Annotated in this window: 25 protein-coding genes and 2 pseudogenes; 9 read left to right on the top strand and 18 right to left on the bottom strand. The window is 36.1% G+C overall.

The features are described from left to right. Positions 1 to 7 precede the first annotated feature (7 nt). The gene (locus tag C3L23_RS01200) at positions 8 to 565 is read right to left on the bottom strand and encodes a pyruvate flavodoxin oxidoreductase subunit gamma (RefSeq protein ID WP_127679340.1); all 558 of its coding nucleotides are present in this window, start codon (positions 563 to 565) and stop codon (positions 8 to 10) included. Positions 566 to 817: 252 nt separating this feature from the next. Between C3L23_RS01200 and C3L23_RS01195 the strand changes: the two genes are divergently transcribed. The 3 genes from C3L23_RS01195 (at position 818) to C3L23_RS01185 (ending at position 5,066) form a co-directional block, all read left to right on the top strand. Further along, entirely contained in the window at positions 818 to 2,101 is a 1,284-nt protein-coding gene (locus C3L23_RS01195; protein ID WP_127679339.1) for an NAD-binding protein, read from the top strand. Further along, entirely contained in the window at positions 2,083 to 3,537 is a 1,455-nt protein-coding gene (locus C3L23_RS01190; protein ID WP_127679338.1) for a TrkH family potassium uptake protein, read from the top strand. Before C3L23_RS01195 ends, C3L23_RS01190 begins: the two co-directional genes overlap by 19 nt. A gap of 74 nt (positions 3,538 to 3,611) precedes the next feature. Continuing rightward, positions 3,612 to 5,066: a TrkH family potassium uptake protein gene (locus C3L23_RS01185; protein WP_127679337.1), complete on the top strand. Its 1,455-nt coding sequence runs from the start codon at positions 3,612 to 3,614 to the stop codon at positions 5,064 to 5,066. Here C3L23_RS01185 and C3L23_RS01180 read toward each other — a convergent pair. The 11 genes and pseudogenes from C3L23_RS01180 to C3L23_RS09680 form a co-directional block, all read right to left on the bottom strand. Then, the gene (locus tag C3L23_RS01180) at positions 5,063 to 5,704 is read right to left on the bottom strand and encodes an HAD family hydrolase (RefSeq protein ID WP_127679336.1); all 642 of its coding nucleotides are present in this window, start codon (positions 5,702 to 5,704) and stop codon (positions 5,063 to 5,065) included. The genes C3L23_RS01185 and C3L23_RS01180 overlap by 4 nt on opposite strands. Next, the gene (gene dxr, locus C3L23_RS01175; protein WP_127679335.1) at positions 5,685 to 6,785 is read right to left on the bottom strand and encodes a 1-deoxy-D-xylulose-5-phosphate reductoisomerase; all 1,101 of its coding nucleotides are present in this window, start codon (positions 6,783 to 6,785) and stop codon (positions 5,685 to 5,687) included. Before dxr ends, C3L23_RS01180 begins: the two co-directional genes overlap by 20 nt. Beyond that, a complete protein-coding gene (locus C3L23_RS01170; RefSeq protein WP_127679334.1) occupies positions 6,786 to 7,523 on the bottom strand; it encodes a phosphatidate cytidylyltransferase in 738 nt (245 codons plus the stop codon). 118 nt (positions 7,524 to 7,641) lie between these two features. Beyond that, positions 7,642 to 7,881 (bottom strand): hypothetical protein, encoded by a 240-nt coding sequence (locus C3L23_RS01165; protein ID WP_127679333.1) that lies wholly within the window; start codon positions 7,879 to 7,881, stop codon positions 7,642 to 7,644. Next, a complete protein-coding gene (locus C3L23_RS01160; protein ID WP_127679332.1) occupies positions 7,878 to 9,173 on the bottom strand; it encodes an NFACT RNA binding domain-containing protein in 1,296 nt (431 codons plus the stop codon). Before C3L23_RS01160 ends, C3L23_RS01165 begins: the two co-directional genes overlap by 4 nt. Positions 9,174 to 9,278: 105 nt before the next feature. Further along, positions 9,279 to 9,881 (bottom strand): phosphoribosylanthranilate isomerase, encoded by a 603-nt coding sequence (locus tag C3L23_RS01155; RefSeq protein ID WP_127679331.1) that lies wholly within the window; start codon positions 9,879 to 9,881, stop codon positions 9,279 to 9,281. After that, positions 9,878 to 10,519, bottom strand: coding sequence for a ribulose-phosphate 3-epimerase (gene rpe, locus C3L23_RS01150; protein WP_127679330.1), 642 nt, complete (start codon positions 10,517 to 10,519; stop codon positions 9,878 to 9,880). The genes C3L23_RS01155 and rpe overlap by 4 nt, the downstream gene beginning before the upstream one ends. Then, complete coding sequence (locus tag C3L23_RS01145; protein ID WP_127679329.1) at positions 10,516 to 12,363, bottom strand: diguanylate cyclase; 1,848 nt, start codon at positions 12,361 to 12,363, stop codon at positions 10,516 to 10,518. The genes rpe and C3L23_RS01145 overlap by 4 nt, the downstream gene beginning before the upstream one ends. Positions 12,364 to 12,371: 8 nt before the next feature. Further along, positions 12,372 to 13,259 carry a carbon-nitrogen hydrolase gene (locus tag C3L23_RS01140; protein ID WP_127679328.1) on the bottom strand — a complete coding sequence of 296 codons (888 nt, stop codon included), beginning with the start codon at positions 13,257 to 13,259 and terminating at the stop codon, positions 12,372 to 12,374. 1 nt (position 13,260) lies between these two features. After that, positions 13,261 to 13,614, bottom strand: a pseudogene (locus C3L23_RS09685) (methyl-accepting chemotaxis protein); the annotation flags it as partial. Between the two features lie 339 nt (positions 13,615 to 13,953). Next, positions 13,954 to 14,481: pseudogene (locus C3L23_RS09680) on the bottom strand (PAS domain S-box protein); the annotation flags it as partial. A gap of 100 nt (positions 14,482 to 14,581) precedes the next feature. On the opposite strand from C3L23_RS09680, the gene C3L23_RS01130 reads away from it, so the two are divergent. The 3 genes from C3L23_RS01130 to C3L23_RS01120 all read left to right on the top strand — a co-directional run bounded on the left by C3L23_RS01130 (position 14,582) and on the right by C3L23_RS01120 (position 17,649). Continuing rightward, positions 14,582 to 15,778, top strand: a complete 1,197-nt coding sequence (locus C3L23_RS01130) for a saccharopine dehydrogenase family protein (protein ID WP_127679326.1) — start codon at positions 14,582 to 14,584, stop codon at positions 15,776 to 15,778. 2 nt (positions 15,779 to 15,780) lie between these two features. Then, complete coding sequence (locus tag C3L23_RS01125; RefSeq protein ID WP_127679325.1) at positions 15,781 to 16,998, top strand: saccharopine dehydrogenase family protein; 1,218 nt, start codon at positions 15,781 to 15,783, stop codon at positions 16,996 to 16,998. A gap of 99 nt (positions 16,999 to 17,097) precedes the next feature. Beyond that, positions 17,098 to 17,649: an HdeD family acid-resistance protein gene (locus C3L23_RS01120; protein WP_127679324.1), complete on the top strand. Its 552-nt coding sequence runs from the start codon at positions 17,098 to 17,100 to the stop codon at positions 17,647 to 17,649. Between the two features lie 19 nt (positions 17,650 to 17,668). Here C3L23_RS01120 and C3L23_RS01115 read toward each other — a convergent pair whose 3' ends face one another. The 6 genes from C3L23_RS01115 to C3L23_RS01090 are packed head-to-tail and all read right to left on the bottom strand — an operon-like array spanning position 17,669 to position 21,482. Continuing rightward, positions 17,669 to 17,914 (bottom strand): hypothetical protein, encoded by a 246-nt coding sequence (locus C3L23_RS01115; RefSeq protein ID WP_127679323.1) that lies wholly within the window; start codon positions 17,912 to 17,914, stop codon positions 17,669 to 17,671. A 27-nt stretch (positions 17,915 to 17,941) separates the two neighbouring features. Then, a complete protein-coding gene (gene ciaB, locus C3L23_RS01110; RefSeq protein ID WP_127679322.1) occupies positions 17,942 to 19,705 on the bottom strand; it encodes an invasion protein CiaB in 1,764 nt (587 codons plus the stop codon). A 9-nt stretch (positions 19,706 to 19,714) separates the two neighbouring features. Beyond that, positions 19,715 to 20,050 carry a hypothetical protein gene (locus C3L23_RS01105; protein WP_246831076.1) on the bottom strand — a complete coding sequence of 112 codons (336 nt, stop codon included), beginning with the start codon at positions 20,048 to 20,050 and terminating at the stop codon, positions 19,715 to 19,717. Between the two features lie 30 nt (positions 20,051 to 20,080). Next, entirely contained in the window at positions 20,081 to 20,374 is a 294-nt protein-coding gene (locus C3L23_RS01100) for a hypothetical protein (protein ID WP_127679320.1), read from the bottom strand. 47 nt (positions 20,375 to 20,421) lie between these two features. Beyond that, complete coding sequence (locus C3L23_RS01095; RefSeq protein ID WP_127679319.1) at positions 20,422 to 21,153, bottom strand: ferredoxin-thioredoxin reductase catalytic domain-containing protein; 732 nt, start codon at positions 21,151 to 21,153, stop codon at positions 20,422 to 20,424. Then, a complete protein-coding gene (locus C3L23_RS01090; protein WP_127679318.1) occupies positions 21,153 to 21,482 on the bottom strand; it encodes a ferredoxin-thioredoxin reductase catalytic domain-containing protein in 330 nt (109 codons plus the stop codon). Before C3L23_RS01090 ends, C3L23_RS01095 begins: the two co-directional genes overlap by 1 nt. Before the next feature lie 174 nt (positions 21,483 to 21,656). Here C3L23_RS01090 and C3L23_RS01085 point away from each other — a divergent pair, with 174 nt between their 5' ends. The 3 genes from C3L23_RS01085 to C3L23_RS01075 all read left to right on the top strand — a co-directional run bounded on the left by C3L23_RS01085 (position 21,657) and on the right by C3L23_RS01075 (position 24,188). Beyond that, positions 21,657 to 21,995, top strand: coding sequence for a P-II family nitrogen regulator (locus C3L23_RS01085; protein WP_127679317.1), 339 nt, complete (start codon positions 21,657 to 21,659; stop codon positions 21,993 to 21,995). Next, positions 21,985 to 23,265: an ammonium transporter gene (locus tag C3L23_RS01080; protein WP_127679316.1), complete on the top strand. Its 1,281-nt coding sequence runs from the start codon at positions 21,985 to 21,987 to the stop codon at positions 23,263 to 23,265. The genes C3L23_RS01085 and C3L23_RS01080 overlap by 11 nt, the downstream gene beginning before the upstream one ends. Before the next feature lie 86 nt (positions 23,266 to 23,351). Continuing rightward, positions 23,352 to 24,188 (top strand): hypothetical protein, encoded by an 837-nt coding sequence (locus C3L23_RS01075; protein WP_127679315.1) that lies wholly within the window; start codon positions 23,352 to 23,354, stop codon positions 24,186 to 24,188. Positions 24,189 to 24,193 lie beyond the last annotated feature (5 nt).

The following is a 24,193-nucleotide window of genomic DNA, read 5'->3' as shown; positions in this document are numbered from 1 at the left end:
TATCTCCTTAATTTACTTCTTCGTAAGCTCTTTTAATAGCTCTTAAGTTACCGTCAATAATTTTTTGAGGGAATTTTGAAAGAATATCTTCAATTGATACTAAAAAGTCCTCAAAAGGTAAAATTTGTGAAACTTTAATAAATGCCCCAAGCATAGGAGTATTTGGAATCGCTCTTCCGATTTCTTCCTGAGAAATTTTAATAGCGTCAATAGTATAAAGTTTTTTACCTTCAAGATGTTTTGCAATCTTTAAAAGCTCGTCTTTGCTTAAATGTGTTGTAACTATAAATACCGTATCGTCAGTAGTATTGTCTACGATTTCTTCCTGGAATACCAAAGAAGGGTCGATAACCAATACATAATCCGGAGTCATCCATTTTGAATGGTCTAAAATAGGCTCATCGGCGATTTTGTCATATGCAGTCATCGGTGCCCCTCTTTTTTCTGCACCGTAAACTGAGTATGCTTGTACATACTTTCCTGTTCTAGACATAACATCAGCAAGAGCCTTTGCACCTGTTACTGCCCCTTGTCCTGCGCGAGAGTGCCATCTGATTTGTAACATATTTATCCTTTTTTTGTCATATTTTAGCGAATTTTTACTTAAAGTAGTATTAATATAGCATAAATTTCATCCGAAATTATTTCATTTTATTTTATTTGCGCATTTTTATATAAAATGTTACTTTTTGAAATATATTTTTCCGTATATACAGCTCTTTTATGTATAAGTTTTAATTAAATCACATGCATTTTTTTACATGTTTACAGTTTTAGTGCTATAATAATCAGTTGTAATTTTAGAAAAAGGCTATATATGAACATATTAATAGCAGGTGCCGGAAAAGTCGGATATAACGTCGCAAAAGCCCTGTCACACAAACATAACGTGGTAATTATAGACAAAAACGAAAAAGCGCTTGAAATACTTAAAGAAACACTTGATGTTATGACCATATGTGCGGATTTGAGAGATTCAAGGGCATATATGGGGCTTGAAGAAAAATTCGACTTTTTTATTGCGGTAACAAACAATGACGAAATCAATCTTATCTCAACGATAGTCACAGAAAACCTTATAGATATAGAAAACACCATAGTCAGACTTACAAATACATCATACATATCTACAAACTTCCAAAAACTGAATATTAACAGACTTATTTTCCCATATAAATTATCGGCTACGGCAGTGGCAAAGCTAATTGAATTTCCTAAAGCCAACAATATAAAAGAATTTCCTTTTAACGATTTTATACTTCTGTCATTAACGGTTCAAAAACCGGAAATAGACAAAGTTTCCGCTATTAACGATGAAGACGTAATAGTAATAGGCGTACAAAGAGGAGAAGAGTTTCTATTTTTAAACGAAGAAGACTACATTGAAGAAGAAGATCTTCTTTATATTTTAGGTGAAAAAGAAAAACTAAAAAATATAATAAACAAACTTGACACCGTTTCACCAGAGGTTATACAAAATGTACTTATATACGGTGCAAATCCTCTGGGTATAGAAATAGCCAAAATACTGATATCTTTCAATTTAAACGTAAAAATACTAGAAAAAGACGAAGCGCAGGCTACAATAGCAGCGGAACTGCTCGGAGAAGAGGCAATGGTAATCAACTCATCTTATGAAGACGAGGAGATGATTATTAACGAAGGCCTTCACTATTCAGACATAGCCATAGCCGCTTCGCTTAAAGACGAAAGCAACATTATCAAGTCCCTTCAGGCAAAAAAACTCGGAATCAAAAAAATAATAACTATCAATAATAACTTAAATTACTATTCTCTTATGCACTCATTAAAACTCTCAACTATAAGAGGGCCTAAAATCGCTGCTTATTACGAAATACTGGAAGAAATAGATTCCAGACTTTTAATATATGAAAGATTTTTCTTAGGAGCCAAAGGCAAAATATTCATTAAACAGATATTTCAGCCTAAAAAAGTAACTCCTCCTAAGGAAAACAATAAAACTCTTATCATTAGAAACGACAGAATCATCGAATTAAAAGACAAAATGGAACTCGAACCAAACGATATAGTTATGGAGTTCAATTTTTCAGGAAACAGGAAGTGGATAGAAGCTCTGTAAAAAACATACTAAAATTTTTAGCGCTTGTAGGTTTGTTAAACAACCTATTTTTCCTTATTCCCGTAACGACGGGAGTAATATATCATGAAAACATAGACGGTTTTATTTTTTTCACCATTGTGACAACCCTGCTTTTCGGACTTATTTTATACTGGCTAAAAAACCACAAAATCGAAATGAAAATAAAAGAGGCCATTCTCAGCGTGAACCTGGTTTGGCTGATGGTTTCTGTTCTTGCTGCGATTCCTATGATAATGATGACGCATATTTCATTTATAGACGCTTTTTTTGAATCGGTAAGCGGCTTTACTACAACCGGAGCCACTATATATCCAGAGGTAAGCAACCTTCCTAAAACGGTTCTGATGTTAAGAAGCACCACCAATTTTTTCGGAGGTATGGGTATTATCGTTTTAGGAATAGGACTTTTATCCATTATCAACCCGACAGGGACACTCGCACTTTTCAAATCCGAATCCACCGGTATAACCCCCGATAAAATCACTCCGAAGATAAAACACACCGCTCTAATATTATGGATTGTGTATTTTTGTATGATAGTGGCCAACATCGTTCTTTTCAAACTAGAAGGAATGAACTGGTTTGACGCGATCAACCAGGCGTTTGCCTGTGTCGCCACGGGAGGTTTTTCGACAAAAGACAACTCTTTCGGATATTGGATTAACAACCCCTGGATACTGTGGACTGCTATATTTTTTATGTTTATTTCAGGTATGAACTTTATAGCCCATATAAAACTTATAAAAGGCGATTTTTCTGGATATAAAAGCGAAGAGGTTAAATGGTACGTTATAATCTTTTTGGTGTTTTCACTCGCTTTAAGCCTTGTTCATTATTTTCATTCAAACAACACTTTCTTTTTTTCACTTACCAACGGATTTTTTACCATTACCTCAATACTTACCTGTACGGGATTTGCCACAGTCAACTACGATACATGGACGCATCTAGCACAGGCGCTTATTCTTGTAACTATGCTTTTTGGAGGTAATGCCGGAAGCACTGCGGGAGGTATAAAAACCATCCGTTTTGTTGTAATGTTTAAAAACCTTAAATACCAAATCCAGAAAATTCTTTATCCAAATGCAATACTCTCTATAAAAATAGATAAAAAAACGGTCTCAAGATATGTGGTAAACAATGTAAGCGCATTTATATTTTTATATATTTTAACCGTAACCGTAATATCTCTTATTCTGTTTGCGGGAGGGCATGACGCATTAACTTCTCTTTCCGCCACACTTGAATGTGTAGGCAATATAGGTGTAGGCCTTCAGCATGTCGGTCCCGTATACAATTTTTCCGGATTTAGCGGATTTGACAAAGTAGTGCTTGCCATAGGAATGATAATCGGAAGACTGGAATGTTATACTGTTTTGATACTTCTGACCAGACAGTTCTGGAAAAAATTTTAATCCCTTTTTTAACACTCTTTTATATCTGATAATGCTATAATTATACTTTTAAAAATTCCAATACAGGATAAAAAATGGATAAAAACACAATAAAAAATATTCTAAAATTTTTAGCGCTTGTCGGCCTGATGACGGAATTTTTCTTTTTAATACCTATGATTACGGGAATAATATATCATGAAAACATTAAATCTTTCGTGTTCTATTCCACAGTAAGCACCTTTATATTCATACTTATACTTCTGTGGCTGAGAAACCACGAAATGAAAATGAAAATCAAAGATGCCATTTTAAGCGTTAATCTCGTATGGATAATGCTTTCCACCTTAGGTGCAATACCTCTTATGCTTGAAACACATGTTACTTTCATAGACGGATTTTTTGAAGCCGCCAGCGGATTTACTACAACGGGTGCGACTATATATTCGGATATAGCCGACCTTCCTAAAAACATTTTGATGCTCAGAAGCACCATGCACTGGATCGGCGGTATGGGTATTATCGTGCTCGGAGTCGGTCTTTTATCTTTAATCAACCCTACCGGATCACTAGCCCTGTTTAAAGGTGAATCTACCGGAATCACACCCGATAAAGTAACTCCTAAAATAAAACATACCGCCCTTAAACTATGGGGAGTATATTTTACTATTACGTTTATAGACGCATTGTTGCTTAAATTTGAGGGAATGAGTCTTTTTGACGCCATCAACCATGCGTTTGCAACCATATCGACGGGCGGTTTTTCAACCAAAAACGAATCAATGGGCTACTGGCTTCACAACCCTTGGATACTCTGGACAACAACGTTTTTTATGTTTATTTCCGGTATAAACTTTATAGCGCACATTAAACTCCTAAAAAAAGATTACAGCGGGTATAAAAGCGAAGAAGTTATCTGGTATACAGTTATTTTCATTGTTTTGTCAATCGGAGTGAGTATGGTTCATTATTTTAACACTCATGATTCCCTTTTTTATGCTTTAACGCACGGATTTTTTACAATAAGCTCCATTCTTACTACTACAGGTTTTGCAACGGTGGATTATTCGCAGTGGGGTCAATGGGCGATAGCCCTCATCTTTATAGCGATGCTTGTCGGAGGTAACGCCGGAAGTACCGCCGGAGGGATTAAAGTAATCAGGTTTGTTGTAATGTTTAAAAACCTTAAATACCAAATTAAAAAAACTCTTTTCCCTAACGCCATTATATCCGTAAAGGTAGATAATAAAACCGTCCCTCAGACAATTATCAACAACGTAAGCGCATTTATATTCTTATATATTTTAACAGTGACAGCCATTGCGCTTTATTTATTCGGAAACGGTTACGACACGCTTACCTCCCTAAGCGCGTCAATAGCCTGCGTAGGAAACATAGGACCTGGATTCGGACATGTGGGGCCTGTAGATAATTTCGCGTTTTTCACACAGACACAAAAATTTGTACTGGCAATAGGAATGATAATCGGAAGACTTGAATTTTTTACCGTATTAATGCTTTTAAGCAGAGATTTCTGGAAAAAGTTTTAATCTCTTTTTCCCTTTATATAAAGAACCGCTTCATATGCGTTGTCTTTTATTATTTCAGCACATTTTTTCATATTATGTAAAGATTCATATTCCCATTTAACACCTATATACTTAACACCCGCTTCTTTGGCGCTCACCATATCAAGACAGGTATCACCTATCATCCATGTTGCCTCTTTAACGGCGTTCATTATATGAACGGCTTTAAGAACGGGTTCAGGATGAGGTTTTGGGTTTTGAACGTGTTCTCTGCCTATTAAAACCTCAAAATATTTCATAATTCCAAAATGTTCTAAAAGCTCCTTTGAATACTCTCCGGTTTTTGTCGTAACAATTCCGAGCCTTGCAAATTTCGAAGCTTCCGTTACGGCTTCTTTAGCAAAAGGAAGCAGCACCGTTTTTTGTTTTGAAATCTTACGGTAATGTTTTTTATACGCATCAACATAATCCCATACTTTCTCTTTTTCAACGCCTAGTTTAGAAAACATTACATCAAGAGGCAGGCCTATAAGTTTTTTTATCTCTTCATCTGCGGGAGGTTCTTTTCCAAACGACTTAAAAGAGATGCTAAAACCTTCGAGAATGGCTTCCGTAGAATCTATAAGCGTTCCGTCAAGATCAAATAAAATCACTCTCACACCAAACCTTTACTTCTTTTTTTACTTCAAATATATCTTCTATATTGTTAATATCTATATTTTCAAATTTTTTAACTGCCTGCAATATCGTGCTGCTTATGGCAGAAAAAGATATTTTATTTTGCAAAAATCTCTCAATGGCAAACTCATTGGCCGTATTTACAATAACCCCCAAATCAGGTTTTTCCAAAAGCAGATCTTTAATATCCCATACGGGATACCTCTGCGGTTCTATTTTTCTAAATTCTAAATTTCCTACTTCTAAAAGATTTACCGGTTCTAAAATCTCATCGCAGACCTCATCCATAACAGCATAGGCAATAGGCAGTTTCATATCCGTTTTACTTATATGGGCGGTGGTTGAACCGTCATTCCATTCTACAAGTGCGTGTATTACGGATTTTGTTTCTATAAAAGCGTCAATATCGGAAGTGTTAAAAAGCCATTTTGCTTCAAGCAGTTCAAAAAGCTTATTTACCATTGTTGCCGAATCTATAGTTATTTTGACACCCATAGACCAGTTAGGATGATTAAGAACGTCTTTAAGAGTCGCTTTTTTGATATCTTCCATATCCCAGTCTCTAAGAGCCCCTCCGCTTGCGGTTATATAAAGTTTTTTTGCATTGCATTTTTCACTTTTTACTTTAGACTTTTCATTTAAAAGATACCAAAGAGCGAAATGTTCGCTGTCGACAGGGGTTATTTTTGCAGTATCTATAAATTTACCGGCGTTTACAAGAGATTCTTTATTTGCAAGCGCTATTTTTTTATTGCATTCCTGTGCTTTAAGAGTAGGTTTCAGTCCGGCATCTCCAACCAGCGCGTTTACAATCAGCGGGCTTTTTACACGTTCAATAATTTCAAGCAAAGCCTCTTCGCCGTATAAAACATCTTTAAATTCTATTTTTTCAGCCGTTTTTTTATCTTTTACGACAACGTATTTAGGTGAAAATTCTTTAATCTGTTTATTCAGAAGCTCAAAATTGTTTCCTGCAGCCAGAGCTTCTATTTCCAAACTGTATCTTCTGGCTATTTCCAGGGTATTTACACCTATACTTCCCGTAGAGCCTAAAACAACCAATTAAGCCCCCATTAATACAAACATTACAGGTGCGGCAAACAGATAACCGTCGATTCTGTCGAGTATTCCTCCGTGTCCCGGAAGTATATCCCCGCTGTCTTTTACTCCTGCTCTTCTTTTCAGATAACTTTCAAACAAATCGCCAAAAACGCTTGAGAGACTTACAAGAAGGGAAATAAAAAACGCCTGGAAAAACCCCATAAAATATAACCCTACAAAAGCGCCTATAACAGTAGCGCCGGCCACTCCGCCTATTACGCCTTCCCATGATTTGTTAGGAGACGTGGCGCAAAATCCTTGAGGTATAAATTTTTTTGCAAAATTTTTACCTGTAAAATAAGCCAATGAATCCGTTAAAGCAACTATTACAATAAGCCACCCTATAATTCCCATTGAGTTTTTTACATAAAGGGCATATAAAATCATTAAAGAAACTAAAGGATACAATACCGGAGATAAAATCTTTAAGTCTTTCTGATAATAAGCTATATACGATGCGCTTACAATCACTCCGAAAACAGCGGCGGCCAAAGGATTTATTATTAAAGAAAGAGCAACAGACGCAGCCGCAATATAAAAAATCTCCCTCTCTTCCGTTTTAAAAAGTTTTTGAGCTTCTAAAACGCCTCCAATAGCAATAGCTCCGATAAACAGTCCCGTTACAAATCTGTTATCAATTATTCCTACTAACAATAAAATGACTATCAGTACCAGTGACGTTATTAAACGTTCTTTCATTAAATTCCTTTTTTCTAATTATACTATATTAAAGTTTTGAAGTGGAGAAGCAGCTAAGCTGTAAAGACGGCAGTGTCTTGACAACTTAACCGCTTACTTACTTTACAGACTTGTGCTGTTAAGCTTTTAAATCTATATGTCTGCTTTCTCTTTCTATTTCTTCTTTGGAATCGTCTTCCGGAAGAATTTTTTCAGTCTGTTCCACAGGTCTTACTTCTTTAACTTTAAGCTCTTTTTCTTCATTAATTATTTTCTGTGTCTCTTTGCTTATCTGCTCTCTGGCAATATTATCGGCAGCCATTGCGGATGCCACATGCATGTTTTGATTTATTAATGTCACTTGTCCTATTAAGCTCATATTTTTACCTTTACAGTCGAATATTTGCCATACTCTACGTTAGCGCCATCTTTGACCTTTACAAATTTTCTTTTAGTATAATCGACATTTCCTTCATTTTTTTTAGAAAACGCAACTGCTAGTTTTGCAGCCTCGTTTATTACCTGCTGAGGAATGGAGAGTTTATTGTTTTTTATAATTACATGCGCACCCGGATAATCTTTAATATGCAGCCATAAATCATTTGCGTTTGCCGTTTTTAAAAGTTTTATATTTCCTTTTTCATTTTTTCCGACCATTATTTTATAATCGTCTATAAAAAACTCGGCAACATTTTCATCAGCGCTTTTTTCTTTTTTAGGAGGCCTGTAATAGTTTAAACTTCCCAAATCCTGCGTTTTTTCAATAAGTTTTTTATAATTTTCCAAAAACTCAAGCTGAGAATTTAGATGTCCTTTTTCTATATGAAGATTTTGGGCTTTTCTTTTAGCCTTTTTGGCAAGGCTGTAAAAATAATTTCCCACTTCGTTGACGTTTTTCAGCTCAGGCAGCGGAATTGTTATTTCATTGCCTTCGAAGTCATATGTTTTAAGCTCTTTGCTGTACGGTTTAATCTGATACAGATTAGCCATTGAAATATCGGCGTATTTTTTATAAAGTTCCGCTTTTTCAAGAAGTTTCTGTTCATCGTCGAGTTTTGAGAGTTTTTTTTGGATCTCTTTTATTTTTTTATTAATACGGTTAATTATCGCTTCTTTTTTCTGTTTTAGGCGGTTTTGGTATTTTTTTTCAAAAAGATCTTTTGTGTAACTTTCAAGATCTTCTATTTCAAACTCTTTTTCCTTAATTTCAAAAGGCGGTAGTTCCTCAAGTTTAACTCCCGGCTTTACAACCCTCGAAGACTGGCTTTCGCTTATATGCCTCAAAGATTCTATCACTGTGTCGTTTTCATCAAGAATAATGGCGTTTGTATACCGCCCCGTAAATTCAAATCTTATTTTTACTCTCTCTTCTTTAAAACGGTTCTGGTTTTTGGCCGTAATTGTAAGAATCCTTTCTTTCACCTCAACGTTCACAATTTCCGCTTTTGTAAACTTTTTTTCTAAAACAATGTCAAAAGGCGCCTGAAACTTGCGTGAGAGAGGATAGTCTATATTTATATAAATATCCCCGCTACCTTTTGTAAGGTCAAAATAATACTTGTCTTTGTCAAACTGCATTAAAATCAGGTTTTCATCAACCCTGAGCGCCCTTTTAATATATTTATATTTCTTTAAATTCTGGGCAATTTTTTTTAATACGAACGCTTTCAATCTTTACCTTTTTATTTTAATACCATCCACAATTTACCATCAACCGTTAACCATCCACCATCAACTATAAACCATCTACTATCAACTATTTACTATCTACTATTCTTATCCGCACCTGAAACCGTATTTGGCAAGCTCTATAAATTTTCTTACTTTTCTTTTATCTTTCTTTCCGGGTTCTCTTTCTACGCCGCTGCTGACATCCACACCGTAAAATCCGTATCTTCCGACTTCAAAAACATTTTCGGCAGACAGCCCGCCTGCAAGGATAATATCCGAATTATCCCTTCCTTCAAACCAATCAAGAGCCACTCTTTTACCGCTTCCTCCGTATTCCGGAACATAAGCGTCGACTATTTTATACTCTCCCGCAAATTTTTCAATATCGTTTTTTTCTTTCGCACGGATTACTTTTATATGCCTGCACTTAAGACTTTCATAAAATTTATCATCCGCCTCAAAATGTATCTGCGCAAGATCCGCTTTCGTGTAATTCATCACTTCGTTTACATACTTAGCATCCACATTTACAAAAAGAACCGTTTTAGTAACAAACGGAGGCAGTTTGGTAATTATCTTTTTTATCTCTTCCGGTTTTATAAACCTTGGAGACTTCTGATATGTCACAAACCCTAACGCATCCGCTCCCGCGTCACAGGCCAGTTTAGCGTCTTCATAATTAGTAATGCCGCAGATCTTTACCCTCATACCCTGAGACTCTCTATGGCTTTTTTATAATCTTCTTGTTTAAAAACATAACTTCCTGCTACAAGTATGTCGGCTCCGGCTTCTTTAAGCAAAGGAGCGTTTTTATCATTAACGCCTCCGTCTATTTCTATTAAAAGATCAGGATTTTTACGCTCTGCCAAATTTCTTAATTCTTTTACTTTATCAAGTACTTCGGGAATAAACTTTTGACCTCCAAATCCCGGATTCACGCTCATCAAAAGCACCATATCCACATCCGCCGCTATATTTTCCAAAAAGCATACAGGAGTTGCGGGATTCAGCACCACAGCCGGACGGATCTCTTCGCTGCGTATTTTTTGAATAACTCTGTTTATATGTTTTTCTTCTTCTATATGAAAAGAGATAAATTCGGGTTTGATATGTTTATAAAGATCTATAAAAAACGGTATGTTCTCAACCATAAAATGTATATCCAAAGGTTTTGTAGCCACTTTGGCCACAGCATCAACAATCATAGGACCCATTGTCATATTCGGCACAAAATGCCCGTCCATTATGTCTACGTGTATATAATCGGCACCGGCTTCGCATACCGCTTTTACATCATCCGCCAAATTTCCAAAATCAGCACTTAAAATACTAGGAGCTATTTTCATTTTTTACCTTTTACTTGATTTCTACCACTGTTTTTCGCTTCATATAACGCTTCATCGACTCTGTTTATAACGTCATTTTCATTTTCACCTTTTTTAAATTCAGTAACCCCGGCGCTTATAGTGATTTTTAAACCGTCAAAATCGCTGTTTTCTATAATTTTTCTTAATTTTTCAGCAATTTTATGCGCCGCGTTAAAAGAAGCGTTCGGCAGAATAATAACAAATTCTTCGCCTCCCCATCTACCGAATAAGTCGCTTTTTCTGATATTTTCTTTAATAATTCTGGCTAAAGAGGCAAGTACCAGATCCCCTTTTTCATGTCCGTGTTTGTCGTTTACCTGTTTGAAATGGTCAATATCAAAAAATATTATGCTTCCGTCTGTTTCTTTTATTTTTTTATGAAACAGTTTTTCAATAGTGCCTCTGTTGTAAATTTTGGTAAGTGCGTCGAATTCCGATTTCAATTTGTAATTTTTAGCTTTATATACGACAAAAACTATTACGATTATAAGAACCGCGATAATAAGATAAAACCATACGCTAAAACCGTTTTCTTTTATATATATTTTTTCACCGATATATTTGGAAATAATTTTATTTTTGTCATATACGGAAAGACTGTCTATGGCTTTATTGATTTTATCCCTTACGCCTTTTAAATTTTTTCTTAACATAATCTGAAGTTTAAACGTAAACGGCGTCTTAAAATAGATTCTCATATCACCTATGTTTTTTTGATTAATAAGCCAGACGATAGTCGGAAGCACATCCACCACACATTCCGCTTTTCTATCTCTTACAAGTTCAAATGCGTCTATTACGCTTTTAGCGGGCACATAATTTAAATAAGGATAATGCTGTTTCATCATTTTATGGGCGGTGTAATGATAACCGACAGCCAGTGAGGTGATATCGTCAATTTTTTTAATGCTAAGCCCGTTTCTGCAGGCTATAGCCAAAGGAAACTCAACATAAGGTTTTGAAAAAATCGCATACTTTTTTCTGTCCGGCGTTTCGGATGTGTTAGGCGTAATGTCGTACTGTTTATTTTTAATTCCGTTTAAAATTTTTATCCAGATCGGCTGCGTAATAATTTCATAATCAAGCCCGGCCCTTTTGGCTATAAGCCTCCAGAAATCTATACCTATACCTTTAAGTTCCCCTTTAACTTCCAGCTCAAAAGGAGGCCAGTACGGAGTTACCGCTACTTTAAGTTTTTTTGCGACTATTTCTTTAAACATATCATCGTACATTGAAGATAGATGAATCTTTTTATTTAAATAATATCCGGTGAGAATAAGAGAAGAATTCGTTTTTGATTTAGGAAAATAAGCATTTAAAAACGACGCGGCGTTTTTATTGTTTTTAAGAAACTCCCTGCTTGCTACGAGATAATATTTATTATATTCAAGCCCCAACTTATCCAAATCGTAAAGAAAAACGTTTTTTACATATATTTTTTTTGACGTAACTATTGCGTCGACTTTGTTTTTTTTGAAATCATCAAGGCTCGCGGTAGTATATTTAACATCCCCGAACACTTTAAAAAGTACTTTCGCAGGTAGATTCGCATTTGCGACCACTCTTATATCATTAAGGTTTTTATGTGAGAGAATATATGTTTTCAGTTTTCCTATACCTGAAATAACGCTTAAATTATGTTCCATTATCAATGGAAGTTTGTCATAGCTTAATATATAAAAGCCGTTTTTGCTTAAGTGTTTAAACTCTTTCTTTACAAACGGCTTGGGAAGTTTTTGTTTAAACTCTTTATCAACATACACATTAACGTTTATATCCGCATATAAAACAACTATACTGAATAAAATAGCTAAAAACTTCATTAATCCCCTTAACAGTATCTTTTAGTTATACAGCTGTAATTTTCTATTCTTCTGTCTCTGAAAAACGGCCATATTTTTCTTATTTCGGCAGCCTGTTTCAAATCTATTTCCGCTTCAATAATTTCTTCTTCAAACGATCCTTTTGCTATTTCTTCACCCTGGGGACCGAATATGAAACTGTTGCCCCAGAATTCTATACCTCCGAGCACCCCGCTTTCATCTTTTTCTTTTCCTACTCTGTTTACCGCCGCCACATATACGCCGTTTGCAACGGCATGGCCTCTTTGAACGGTGGTCCATGCGTTCAGCATTTTGTCTTTTTCTTCAGGGGTGTTTTCTTTTTCACAAAGTTCATCCACCCTGTCTTCAGGACACATTAGCCATCCTATTGCGGTAGGATAAATAATTATTTCCGCACCTTTAAGAGCCATAATTCTGGCAGCTTCCGGATACCACTGATCCCAGCATACAAGCACGCCAAGTCTTCCCACACTCGTATCTACAGGCTCCATTTCATCACCTGGAGTAAAGTAAAATTTTTCATAAAACCCCGGGTCGTCCGGAATATGGTTTTTTCTGTATTTTCCGGCCACATTTCCCCTGTCAAAAACAACTGCCGTGTTATAGTAAATACCGTCCATCACCTTTTCGAAAAGACTTGCGACAAGGACAATGTTTTTTTCCTGACTGACTTTTCTCCAAAATTCCACATCTTCTTCAAAGCTTTCAGCATAATCGAAAAATTTCGTATCTTCGCTTTTACAGAAATATTCATTCTGGTGAAGTTCCTGCAGTATTATCAGCTCGCCTCTGGCTTTAGCTATCATTTCGAGCGTATGCTTTACGGTAGCTTCTTTAGAGCCTTTATATTCCTGCTGTATTAAGGAAATTTTCATCTTAAACCTCAAAATCTTTTATCATTTCGTTAAGTTCAAAAATATTTCTTGCCATAGAATCAAATTTGTCTATAATCTCCTGCAGCGACCCCATAAGCTCTTTCACTTCGTTTTGTGTATTTTCTATATCCATATTCATGTTGTGCACGTTTGATTTTATGAGATTAATAACAGCCGTAATTTCACTCGCGCTTTTTTGCGATTTTTCCGCTAGCTTTCTAACCTCATCCGCAACTACCGCAAACCCTCTTCCGTGTTCGCCCGCTCTTGCGGCTTCTATTGCCGCATTTAAAGCAAGCAGATTGGTCTGGTCTGCTATGTCTTTTATTATATCTACCATTTTTTCAATCTCGTTCATTGACTCGCTAAGCTCGTTTGCTCTGTTGCTGACTTCCATCTGTGAAGGCAGAAATTTGGTTTCATTCCACTCAAGAAGCCTGTTTAGTCTGTCAGAAACATCTTCATAAACCTCTTTTACAAGATTTGAAGAATTTCTAAGCGAAACTACAAGACTGCTAAGCGTTTTTTGTATCTCTTTGATAGGCTCTTCCAGGATTTTAAAATCATTCCCTTCGGAAATAGTAAATTCCGTATTCAGTTTATGATTGGAAATATGTTCCAATACTTTAATCAGTTCATTTGCCTCTTTTGCAAAAAATTCTTTTCTGATTTCCGCTTCTTTTTTTCTTTCAGCCATTAAGTTTCTAAGGCTAACATAAGTTTTTACTACCTCTCCGTTTTTTACGATAGGCTCGATGTAAACATAAACGGGAATTATTTCTCCGTTTTTGGTCATAATTTCAGCCACGCCTATTCCGCTTTTTTTCTCACTGTCGTATTTCCCGACCAGTTTGCACACTTTACACTCTTTAGGATTTTTAGGCCATAATATTTTAGGCGCCTGAGGAATGTCCAGATTTTTTATTTCATATTCGCTAAATCCGGTTAAATGTTCAAACTCTTTATTCCAGACAATCATTTTTCTTTTCGGATCAACTGCAAAAAGCGCTACAGGGAAATTCTGAATAAAATAATTAAATTCATAACTTATATTTTCAAGGTACTTGATAATAAAATCAAGCTTTTCTTCCGTTTTACTGCATTTATCAAGCCCTTCCAAAAACGTTTCGTCTATAACCTTTGATTTCAAATCTCTAATACATTCATCTACTTTTTCCCTAATATCAGGCACTTTTTTATCTTCTTTTTTTCCGAAAAACATTTTCATCCTTTTGTGCGGTTTCCTATATGTTAATTATATCACAAATGAATTACATAAAACTGATATAAAAATTGATATAATTTGATAAAAAAGGAGAATAATGGCAAATCTGTTAATAATAGGCGCCGGCGGAGTCGGAAGAGTGTCTGCTTTTAAAGCGGCCCAAAACACGGACGTTTTTGAAAAAATAGTTCTGGCAAGCAAAACCAAATCAAAATGCGATGATATCGCTGCTGACATTCAAAACAGACTCGGCGTTCAAATCAAAACATATTCCCTTGACGCAAATAAAAAAGAAAATGTTATAGAACTTATAAGAAAAGAAAATATTGACATTATCTGCCATGTGGCCCTTCCTTACCAAAATCTACCTATTATGCACGCATGTATCGAAACAGGATGCGCATATCTCGATACGGCACTAGCTGAAACGGAAGACAATCCTGATACATATTACGATCTTCAGTGGGCGCTTGACGAAGATTTCAAAAAAGCCCATACAATGGCTCTTTTAGGATGCGGTTTTGATCCGGGAGTCACATCTGTCATGGTTAAATACGCAGCGGATTATCTGCTGGATGAACTTGAAGAAATAGAGATATACGACTGTAATTTCGGAAGCCACGGAAGATATTTCGCTACAAACTTCGATCCGGAAATCAATCTAAGAGAGCTCAATCTGCCAGGCAAATACTGGGAAAACGGTGAATGGAAAACAACAGACCCTTTTGAAATACAGGTAAAACACGACTACCCGGAATGCGGTGACGCAACAAGCATACTTATATGGCATGAAGAGCTTGAAAGTATAGTAAAACATTTTCCTAATTTAAAAAGCGCAAAATTTTATATGTGTTTCAGCGATCAGTATCTTTATCATTTTAATGCTCTTAAAAACGTCGGAATGTTCAGTATAGAACCTATTGAAGTATGTGAAGGAGTAAAAATTTCTCCGCTTCAGTTTCTGGCAAAAGTGCTTCCGGATCCACAGGAGCTTGTAAAAAATTATAAAGGACAGACAAATATCGGTGTAATAGCCAAAGGCAAAAAAAACGGAGCTGAGAAAAAATTCTACATTTACAACATCTGCAATCACGAAAAAGCCATAGAAGAAACGGGAGCGCACTGTGTAAGCTATACAACGGGTGTGCCGGCTATTATCGGATGTAAACTGATGGCTAAAAAGATCTGGTGGGATGAAGGCGTCAAAAATGTGGAAGAATTTGACGCAAAACCGTTTTTTGAAGAAATGGAAAAAGACGGTCTTCCTATAAAAGTCATGGAAATCAAGGAGTAACAATGAGCAATCTATTAATTATCGGAGCCGGAGGAGTAAGCCGCGTAGCCACTTTTAAAGCCGCAATGAACAATCATATTTTTAAAAATATCGTTTTGGCCAGCCGTACAAAAAGCAAATGCGACACCATTGCAAAAGACATTAAAGAACGTCTGGGCGTAGAAATAAAAACTTACGAAATAGACGCTATGGACGTAGAAGCGACTGCTAAACTCATAAAAGACACTAACAGCGACATCGTGTTAAACGTAGCCCTACCTTATCAGGACCTGGCTATTATGGACGCGTGTCTTAAAGCAGGAGCACATTACGTGGATACGGCAAACTACGAACATCCGGATGAGGCCAAATTCGAATACAAAGAACAGTGGGCAAAACATGAAGATTTTAAAAAAGCGGGACTTATGGCGCTTCTCGGAAGCGGTTTCGACCCGGGTGTAACGAACGTATTTACGGCATTCGCCGCTCAGGAGCTTTTAGACGAGATTGAATATCTTGACATTCTTGACTGTAATGCGGGAGACCACGGATATCCGTTTGCGACAAACTTCAACCCGGAAATAAATATCCGTGAAATCACTCAAAAAGGCAAATATTACGAAAACGGCGAATGGAAAGAAATAGACCCTATGAGCGTTAAATTCAAATGGAAATATCCTAAAGTCGGAGAGTACCCGAGCTACTTACTATACCACGAAGAGCTCGAAAGTCTTACCAAAAACTTCCCGAGCATTAAAAGAGCCAGATTTTTTATGACATTCAGCGATAATTATCTCTGGCATCTGAATGCCCTGCAAAATGTCGGAATGACAAGTATCGAACCTATTAAAATTGCAGAAGGCTGCGAAATAAGTCCTATGGAATTTCTTAAAAAAGTGCTTCCGGATCCTGCGAGTCTGGGGCCTAGAACGAAAGGACAGACTCACATCGGAGTAGTTGCCACAGGATATAAAAACGGACAGAAAAAAAGATACTACATATACAACATCTGCGATCATCAGTGCGCATTCAGAGAAGTTGGAGCGCAGTGCGTAAGCTATACAACCGGTGTGCCCGCAATGATCGGATGTTTAATGATAGCTACTAAAACATGGTTTGAAACAGGCGTTAAAAACATGGAAGAATTTCCTGCCCGTCCGTTTCTTTATCAACTGAACAAACAAGGTTTACCTTGGTTTGTAGAAGAACTCCCTGCAGAAGGTCTTCCTATAGATAATTAACTTCACACAAGGCTTCTTAGCCTTTCTTACTCAACTTACTTGACTTTATGGAATAAAATAGTTTATAATTACTCTTGTAAAACTTTTAAGGAGGAAAAAATGTTCGTATTAAACAACATCGACAAAGAAAAACTGAAAGAATTCAGTACAATGTCGATAATCACAGGTATTTTAATGGTACTTGCAGGTACATTTGCAATTATCAATCCGTTTGCGGGAAGCGTTGCTTTCGTAATTTTCTTAGGTGCAATGTTTATAAGTAGCAGTATTATTGAAGGATACATCACTTTTAAAGCGCATCAAAAATCTTTAGGCGCATGGTTTAAAGTATTCTTGCTGTTTGTAACAGGTATACTTTTATTAATCTGGCCTGGCAGCGGTATTGCGGCGGTAGCTATTCTTTTTGCGGCGTATTTCTTTATGGACGCATTTGCAAGTTTCGGAATGGCGCTTGATTTAAAACCGTTAAAAGGTTGGGGATTAGCTGCACTAAACGGACTGTTAAGTTTGCTGTTAGGTATCATTATGATCGTAGGATGGCCGTTTAACGCACCGTTTACAGTTGGTATCATAGTAGGTATCAGCTTCTTAATGGACGGTTTTGTATTAATCTATCTCGGTTGGTTATCTAAAAAAGGAGCGCACGATTAATTCGTGTTCTTCTTTTTATTCATTTCTTAGGCCAAAATTTAACAATTGAATATCCATTGTCTTTATGACGCTTATCTTGTTCATTCCATTCATACTCTTCAATATAATCATTCAAAACCGTTGCTAAATATTTAAGTCTGTCTTCAGTAGATATATCAGGCATTTCATCTTTCAAAAACATATACAGATCTTTACCCTGAGCCTTACATTTTTCATGCAGTCTTTTTATATTTTCTATACTCAAATCAAGTTTACCGTGTTGCATTTTACCCCCTTTTTCAATGCTGTGTTATTAACCGCCGTATATTTTATCTCCGATTTCCCTGTATCTTTGATAATAATATTTCACAAATTCATCTGCATCTTTATTTTTAGGATAATAATTTTTATCTTTATAAATAAATCCGTCTAAAAACTCTTTAGCGTCTTTTTTTTCTGCATAATACTGCGCAAGTTTTAAATATGTAGATTTATACCAGCTTTTAAGCTTGTCATAATTAGAATAATCATAATCCAGACTTGCACCGTTAAATTTCACAACTTCCGTTTCAAAAAGTCCCGTTAAATGGATAAGCCCCTCGATATAATAAGGAAGAACTTCATCAACTTCCATCCATGCTATAAGTCCTACAGCCCTTTTTATCGTATCTTCCAAAACGGCTTCTCTTAATTCCGTATCTTCATTCTCAAAAAACGCCATAAGCCCGCCGGTAGTAGCTTTAAACTCCTCTACGTTTTTAAACATTCCAGATTTGTTCATTACGCTTTCCGTATTTTCATCCACCCATAAAATATGTCCGAATTCATGCCCGATGGTCGTAATATCGTAAACTTTTATAAATTTATCTTTATCTTCCAAATCTTTATAAAATTTATCCATAAACTCTTTGCCTAAAATCTCATAGCTTAAAGCCATTTTAGGTCTGGCTTTTATATCTTCATACACTTTGTCTACAAAAGCAAATATTTTTTTGCCTTTTTCCCTGCTTACTATCTCATCGTTAGGAACCACCTGTGCGCTAAAAAGCCCGTTAAACTCCGCTCCGTAAAAAGTAGCCGGAAATGAAATGTACAGCTGTGTTTTATCTATATTCGCAAGTGCGGTATTTAAAAGATTTTCGTTTTTGCAGTATGTTTTATACATTTTGACGATATTTTCTTTTACTTCGCTTTTAAGATTAGGATTTTGGATTCTCACATCAAGCTCAAGCGCAACGGCCTTTCTGTATTTGTCTTCATAATATTCAAGAGGGTGTCCCACCTGGATAGGGGATTTTATATCCATCCAGAGTTTATCAACATCCGCCCATTTTTTTATCAGTTCGTGTCTGTTTTTTTCTAAAAGAGCCATTTTAAGAGCATGGAAATATAAAATCCACTGAAGTTTATATTCATCCTCAAGATTTTCAAGATTCAAAATAAGCTCATCTATCGCCTTTACCGCTTCATTTACTTCATCTTCAAATATTTCGGAATAACATTTTGCAATATAATTGCCGCTTTCGCCTTTTACCAATACAGAATAGCATCTTTCTCCTATTTCTCCGTCGTGCCCTTTATCCAAAAGGTCCTTTTCCAGAAGATAAGCCATAACTTTTGCTTCGTCACCTCCGAATTCTTTACTCAAATCTTCATTTACCGTATGAATGATATGTTTAGTCCAATTAGGCTGCCATTTAGAAAACGCTATCCCTATTTTGTGCACGCCTCTTAATATCTCGGCGTAAAAAGGTCCCACAAACGGTACCATGTTTTGAATCAGTTCTTCATGTTCTTTTAACCAGAAATTTTTTGTCAGCTCATATAAATCAAGCTGAATCTCTTTTATTTCCTCTTCGCTGAAATTCCCTTTTTTGAGAAGATTTAAAATACTGTCTTCACGCAGATGAAAAAATCTTTTTTTAAGACTCAGAAGATTCTCTTCGTTTATTTCAAGCCCGAGCTCTCTTAAAATCGCTTCAAACAAAGCTCTTATATCGTCAGGACATTTTTTAAAATACCCGTTTATTTTTTCGTCTCTTTTTCTTACAACCTCGTAAGCAGCTTCTAAAAACATATTCATCCTTTACCAGTCGTTCCATGAATGGACTTTTTTCGCTATCAGCATTCCGTCCATTCTGTTTAATGCGCTAAATCCTATATCATACAGTTCATTATCGTCCATATCAACTAGAGAAATCATATATCCGCCGTTTCTAAGCGCTCTGAAAAGCGGTTTGATTTCCCTTTTTTTATCACATACGATGAAATGGTAAAACCTTTTTGCACTCAAATCATCATCTAAAACATCTACGTTTTTCTCTTCCGAATCAATTAATTTTTTTAATTCTTCGCTCGTCACACCCACGTTTATATTCGGCTCATATCCTATGATTTCATTAATTAATTTTCCATTATCCATTTTCAATTCTCCACCAGAATTTTTCACTTCTTATACGCTTCCGTAAGAAAAAAGCTCTCTGAATAAAAACGCCTCTACTATATCGTTAATGCTCATTTCTTCCGAAGGCGTCATTAAAGGTTCCGCTCCGGCTTCTAAAAAATCAAAAACATACTCTTCTTTAGGAGTTATAAAAAAATGCACTAACCCCACCAAATCATCCCTGTTATCAACATAATCTATTTTTTCAATCTGTCCGTTGTTTACGAAAACTTTCGCAAATTTTTCAGCCTCGCGGCTTCCAACGCAGATATTGTCTTTAACAGGTATTCCTAAAACAAACATTATTTTAACTCCTAATTTTCATTTCACATTTTTCATTTTTAACTGTTTTATCCTCTTTCTATTTCGCCGTAATAATCGGCAATTCCGTAAGTAAGGTTTCCGACTTTGGTAAATCCAAGCTGCTGCTGCAGAGCTCTTTGGAGATATCCGCTTCTGCTTCCTACATGACAGTAAATAATTATTCTTTTATCTTTATACTGCATCCATTTATCCAAATCATACTGAACCCTGCTTATAGGCAGAAGTTCATCCGTTCCTTTTATTCTCATCATTTGATTTTCAAAAGGTTCTCTAATGTCAATAAGCTTGAAATCCACCAGTCCGGCTTCTCTCGCCTTTAAAAGTATTTCAAGCTCTTCGCCTAAAATCTGCTCTTTTTCTAAAATTCTTTCAAGCTCTCCTACGTTTAAACCTTCAACTTCCCTGGCTTCTTTTTTAGGATGTTCTTTATTATAGTTTTGAGCGAATTCATTAGTACAGAAAATTCCGCAGTGGCATACCCCCTCATTTGGAATCTCTTCTTTTATAGCCTGCGGGCAAGGACAGATTCTGTTATCGCTGCTGACGTATCTGCCGTCTTTCTCTTCTATCGGAAAACATGGACAGAATCTTTTCCTGTAAACAACCTTATTGTTAGTAAGGCCTTTTAAAACTCTCTCGACAATCTCTTCATCCGGATGAAAAGTCCATCCGAACTGTTCAACAGTTTTATGCGCAAACTTTTCTGTTTTAAGAAATTCCTGCTGAAATTCAGGAGAATTTATATCGACTGCTTTCATTATCCCTCCATCTCTTTACATTTTTCAGGATTACAGAAAATTCCGCAGTGGCAGCACCCTTCGGCCACTTCATGGTCTACTGCCGGTTTACAAGGGCAGATTCTGTCTTCTTTGTCTCCCACAGGTATAAAACAAGGACAGTATCTTTTACCGTACATTAATTTATTTCTTGTAAGACCCATAACGATAGCGTCATACACTTCTTTATCCGGATTAAAACACCACCCGAACTGGTCCACTACTTTTTGTACGAATTTTTTTGTTTTTTCTTCTTCTTTTTTAAATTCTTCACTGTTCATATCAACATCGCTTCTTTTAGGCGCTAACATATAATCTCCTTTTTTCCTTGATTTTAGCATATTTCATAAAAAAGTCAAAATCAGACTAATTATATCTATTGATTAATTTTTGTACATTAATTGATTAATTTTTAATCACAAACAGAGCATTCAAAAGAATATTTTAGAATTATAATTACAACATCAAAACACAAAGGAGCGCTTATGAAAAAAATCGAAGCCATTATTAAACCTTTTAAACTTGATGAAGTTAAAGAGGCTTTAATCGAATCAGACATTACAGGTATTACTGTAAGCGAAGTAAAAGGACACGGTAGACAGCACGGACATACCGAACTTTACAGAGGTGCGGAATATGTGGTTGATTTTCTGCCTAAAGTTAAACTCGAAATTTTTGTAAATGACGATTTCGTAGAAAAAACTGTTGAAATTATCACAGAACACGCAAAAACGGGAAAAATCGGTGACGGTAAAATATTTATACTGCCTGTGGAAGAAGCTATAAGAATCAGAACAGGCGAAAGGGGAAGAGATGCTGTTTAGAATTTTATCTTTGCTTGGACTGGCAAGCCTGGCTTTTGCGGGAGAGCCTAAACTCGACAGCGGAAATACCGCATGGATGATGGTTGCAACGGCGTTTGTTATGCTTATGACGCCTGCAGGACTTGCACTCTTTTATGCCGGAATGACAAGAGCTAAAAACGCTCTTAACACGTATATGATGGTATTTTCGGCATTTGCCGTAGCAACGGTTGTATGGGTGTTTTGGGGATATTCTTTGGCTTTCAGCGGCAATATAGCCGGAGTTATAGGAGATTTGAAAAACGCGTTTTTAAACGGTATAAGCTATAACGATTTGGAAAGCAGCGGTTATCCTACGTATGTATTTATCGCATTCCAGGGAACATTTGCAGCTATTACTGTGGCAATCGCAAGCGGAAGTATTATTGAGAGGGTTAAATTTTCGACATGGCTGTTATTCGTTGTATTATGGGTAACATTTGTATATGCACCTGTAGCACACATGGTATGGGGCGGAGGATTTTTAATGAGCGACGGAGCTCTTGACTTTGCCGGAGGTACAGTCGTCCATATGAACGGAGGTCTCGCAGGTTTGGTTGCAGCGCTTATGATAGGCAAAAGAAGAGGATATCCAAAAACTCAGATGATGCCTAGCAGCGTTATACTTACAGCTTTAGGTGCGGCTCTTTTATGGTTCGGATGGTTCGGATTCAACGCAGGTAGCGAATTTGCAGCCGACAATGTAGCCGGAAGCGCATTTATAATGACAAACTTTGCAGCTGCCATAGCCGCTGTTACATGGATTATTCTTGATTATATTAAATTCGGAAAACCAACTCTTTTAGGTGCGGCTTCAGGTGCGGTTGCCGGACTTGTAGCTATTACTCCTGCAGCAGGTTTTGTAGGAATTGTAGGTGCGCTGGTTATAGGCATGGGAGGAAGTATTACAGGATTTTTCGGTGTAACGGTTCTTAAAAAAATATTCAAATACGATGACTCTTTAGATGCGTTCGGCGTTCACTTTATAGCAGGTCTTTGGGGTGCGATCGCAACAGGTATATTCGCTCTTAAAGATTTAGCATGGGACGGTCCTCTAAAACACGGAGACAGATTAGGACAGGTATGGGTTCAGATCGAATCAGTTTTGGTAACAATCGTATTCGTTGCGGTTATGACTGCAGTGGTACTCAAAGTGGCAAGTCTTCTAACAGGCGGAGCAAGAGTAGACGAAGATGCTGAAATAGAGGGTCTTGACTCTGCGGAACACGGTGAAAAAGGCTTCAATCTATAATCAAGTAAAAGAGTTCTTTCTTTTACTTCCTTTTTAAATTCAATATTTCACATTCAGCTTTATAAATCACCAAAAAAAGGCTTACAGTGAATGAACTGCTTGAAATATACGAACAAAACAGATTTTTTATAGAATCATTTTTAAAAGACACCATTTTAAATACCACATCAAATCTTCTTTCAGAACATAATTTGAAACATCTATTTGAATATTTTAAATCTTTAGAACTGATATATGTGGTAGACAATGAGTCAAAAACACAAATTTCTCCTAATTATTACAGAAACAAAGAAGACGGAAACGAAAAAGGAAAATCAAGACAATATCTGTTTAAAAAAATAGATTTCAAAAACTCTTTAATGAGTACGCCTTATAAAAGCTCCGCCACAGGAAATATATGCATTACTTTAGCGATTCCTCAAAATGAAAAAACGCTTTTTTTGGATTTTAATTTAAAAACGCTGCTTGAAAGGCTAAAACTTCTGGAAACCCATACCGTATTTGATTCCACAACCAAGCTGTTTTACGCCCTGAGCGGATTTTTTATGATGTTTTTATCATTTTCAATACTGGCATATTCGGTATACGAAATATTCAAATACGGAGAACTTTCAATTATGTCTTTTTTCAAACCGATAATTTACATCACAATTGCAATTGCAATATTCGACCTTTCAAAAACGCTGCTCGAACAGGAGGTGTTTTTTAAAAGCTTTAAAAAAGACGAAAATATAGAAAAGAAAACGTTTGTAAAATTTATTATTTCAATTCTTATAGCGCTTTCAATAGAAGCGTTAATGCTGGTATTTAAAATATCGTTAAAAAACATATCATTAATGTCGAATGCTTTTTGGCTGTTTGCCGGCATATCTTTAATGATTGCCACACTTACTTTTTTCATAAAAACAAACAAAAATATTTGATATAA

It is taken from the genome of Nautilia sp. PV-1, from assembly GCF_004006315.1.
GTDB lineage: Bacteria > Campylobacterota > Campylobacteria > Campylobacterales > Nautiliaceae > Nautilia > Nautilia profundicola_A.
The sequence above is the reverse complement of the archived record's forward strand: the minus strand, read 5'-3'. Positions and strand labels throughout refer to the sequence as shown.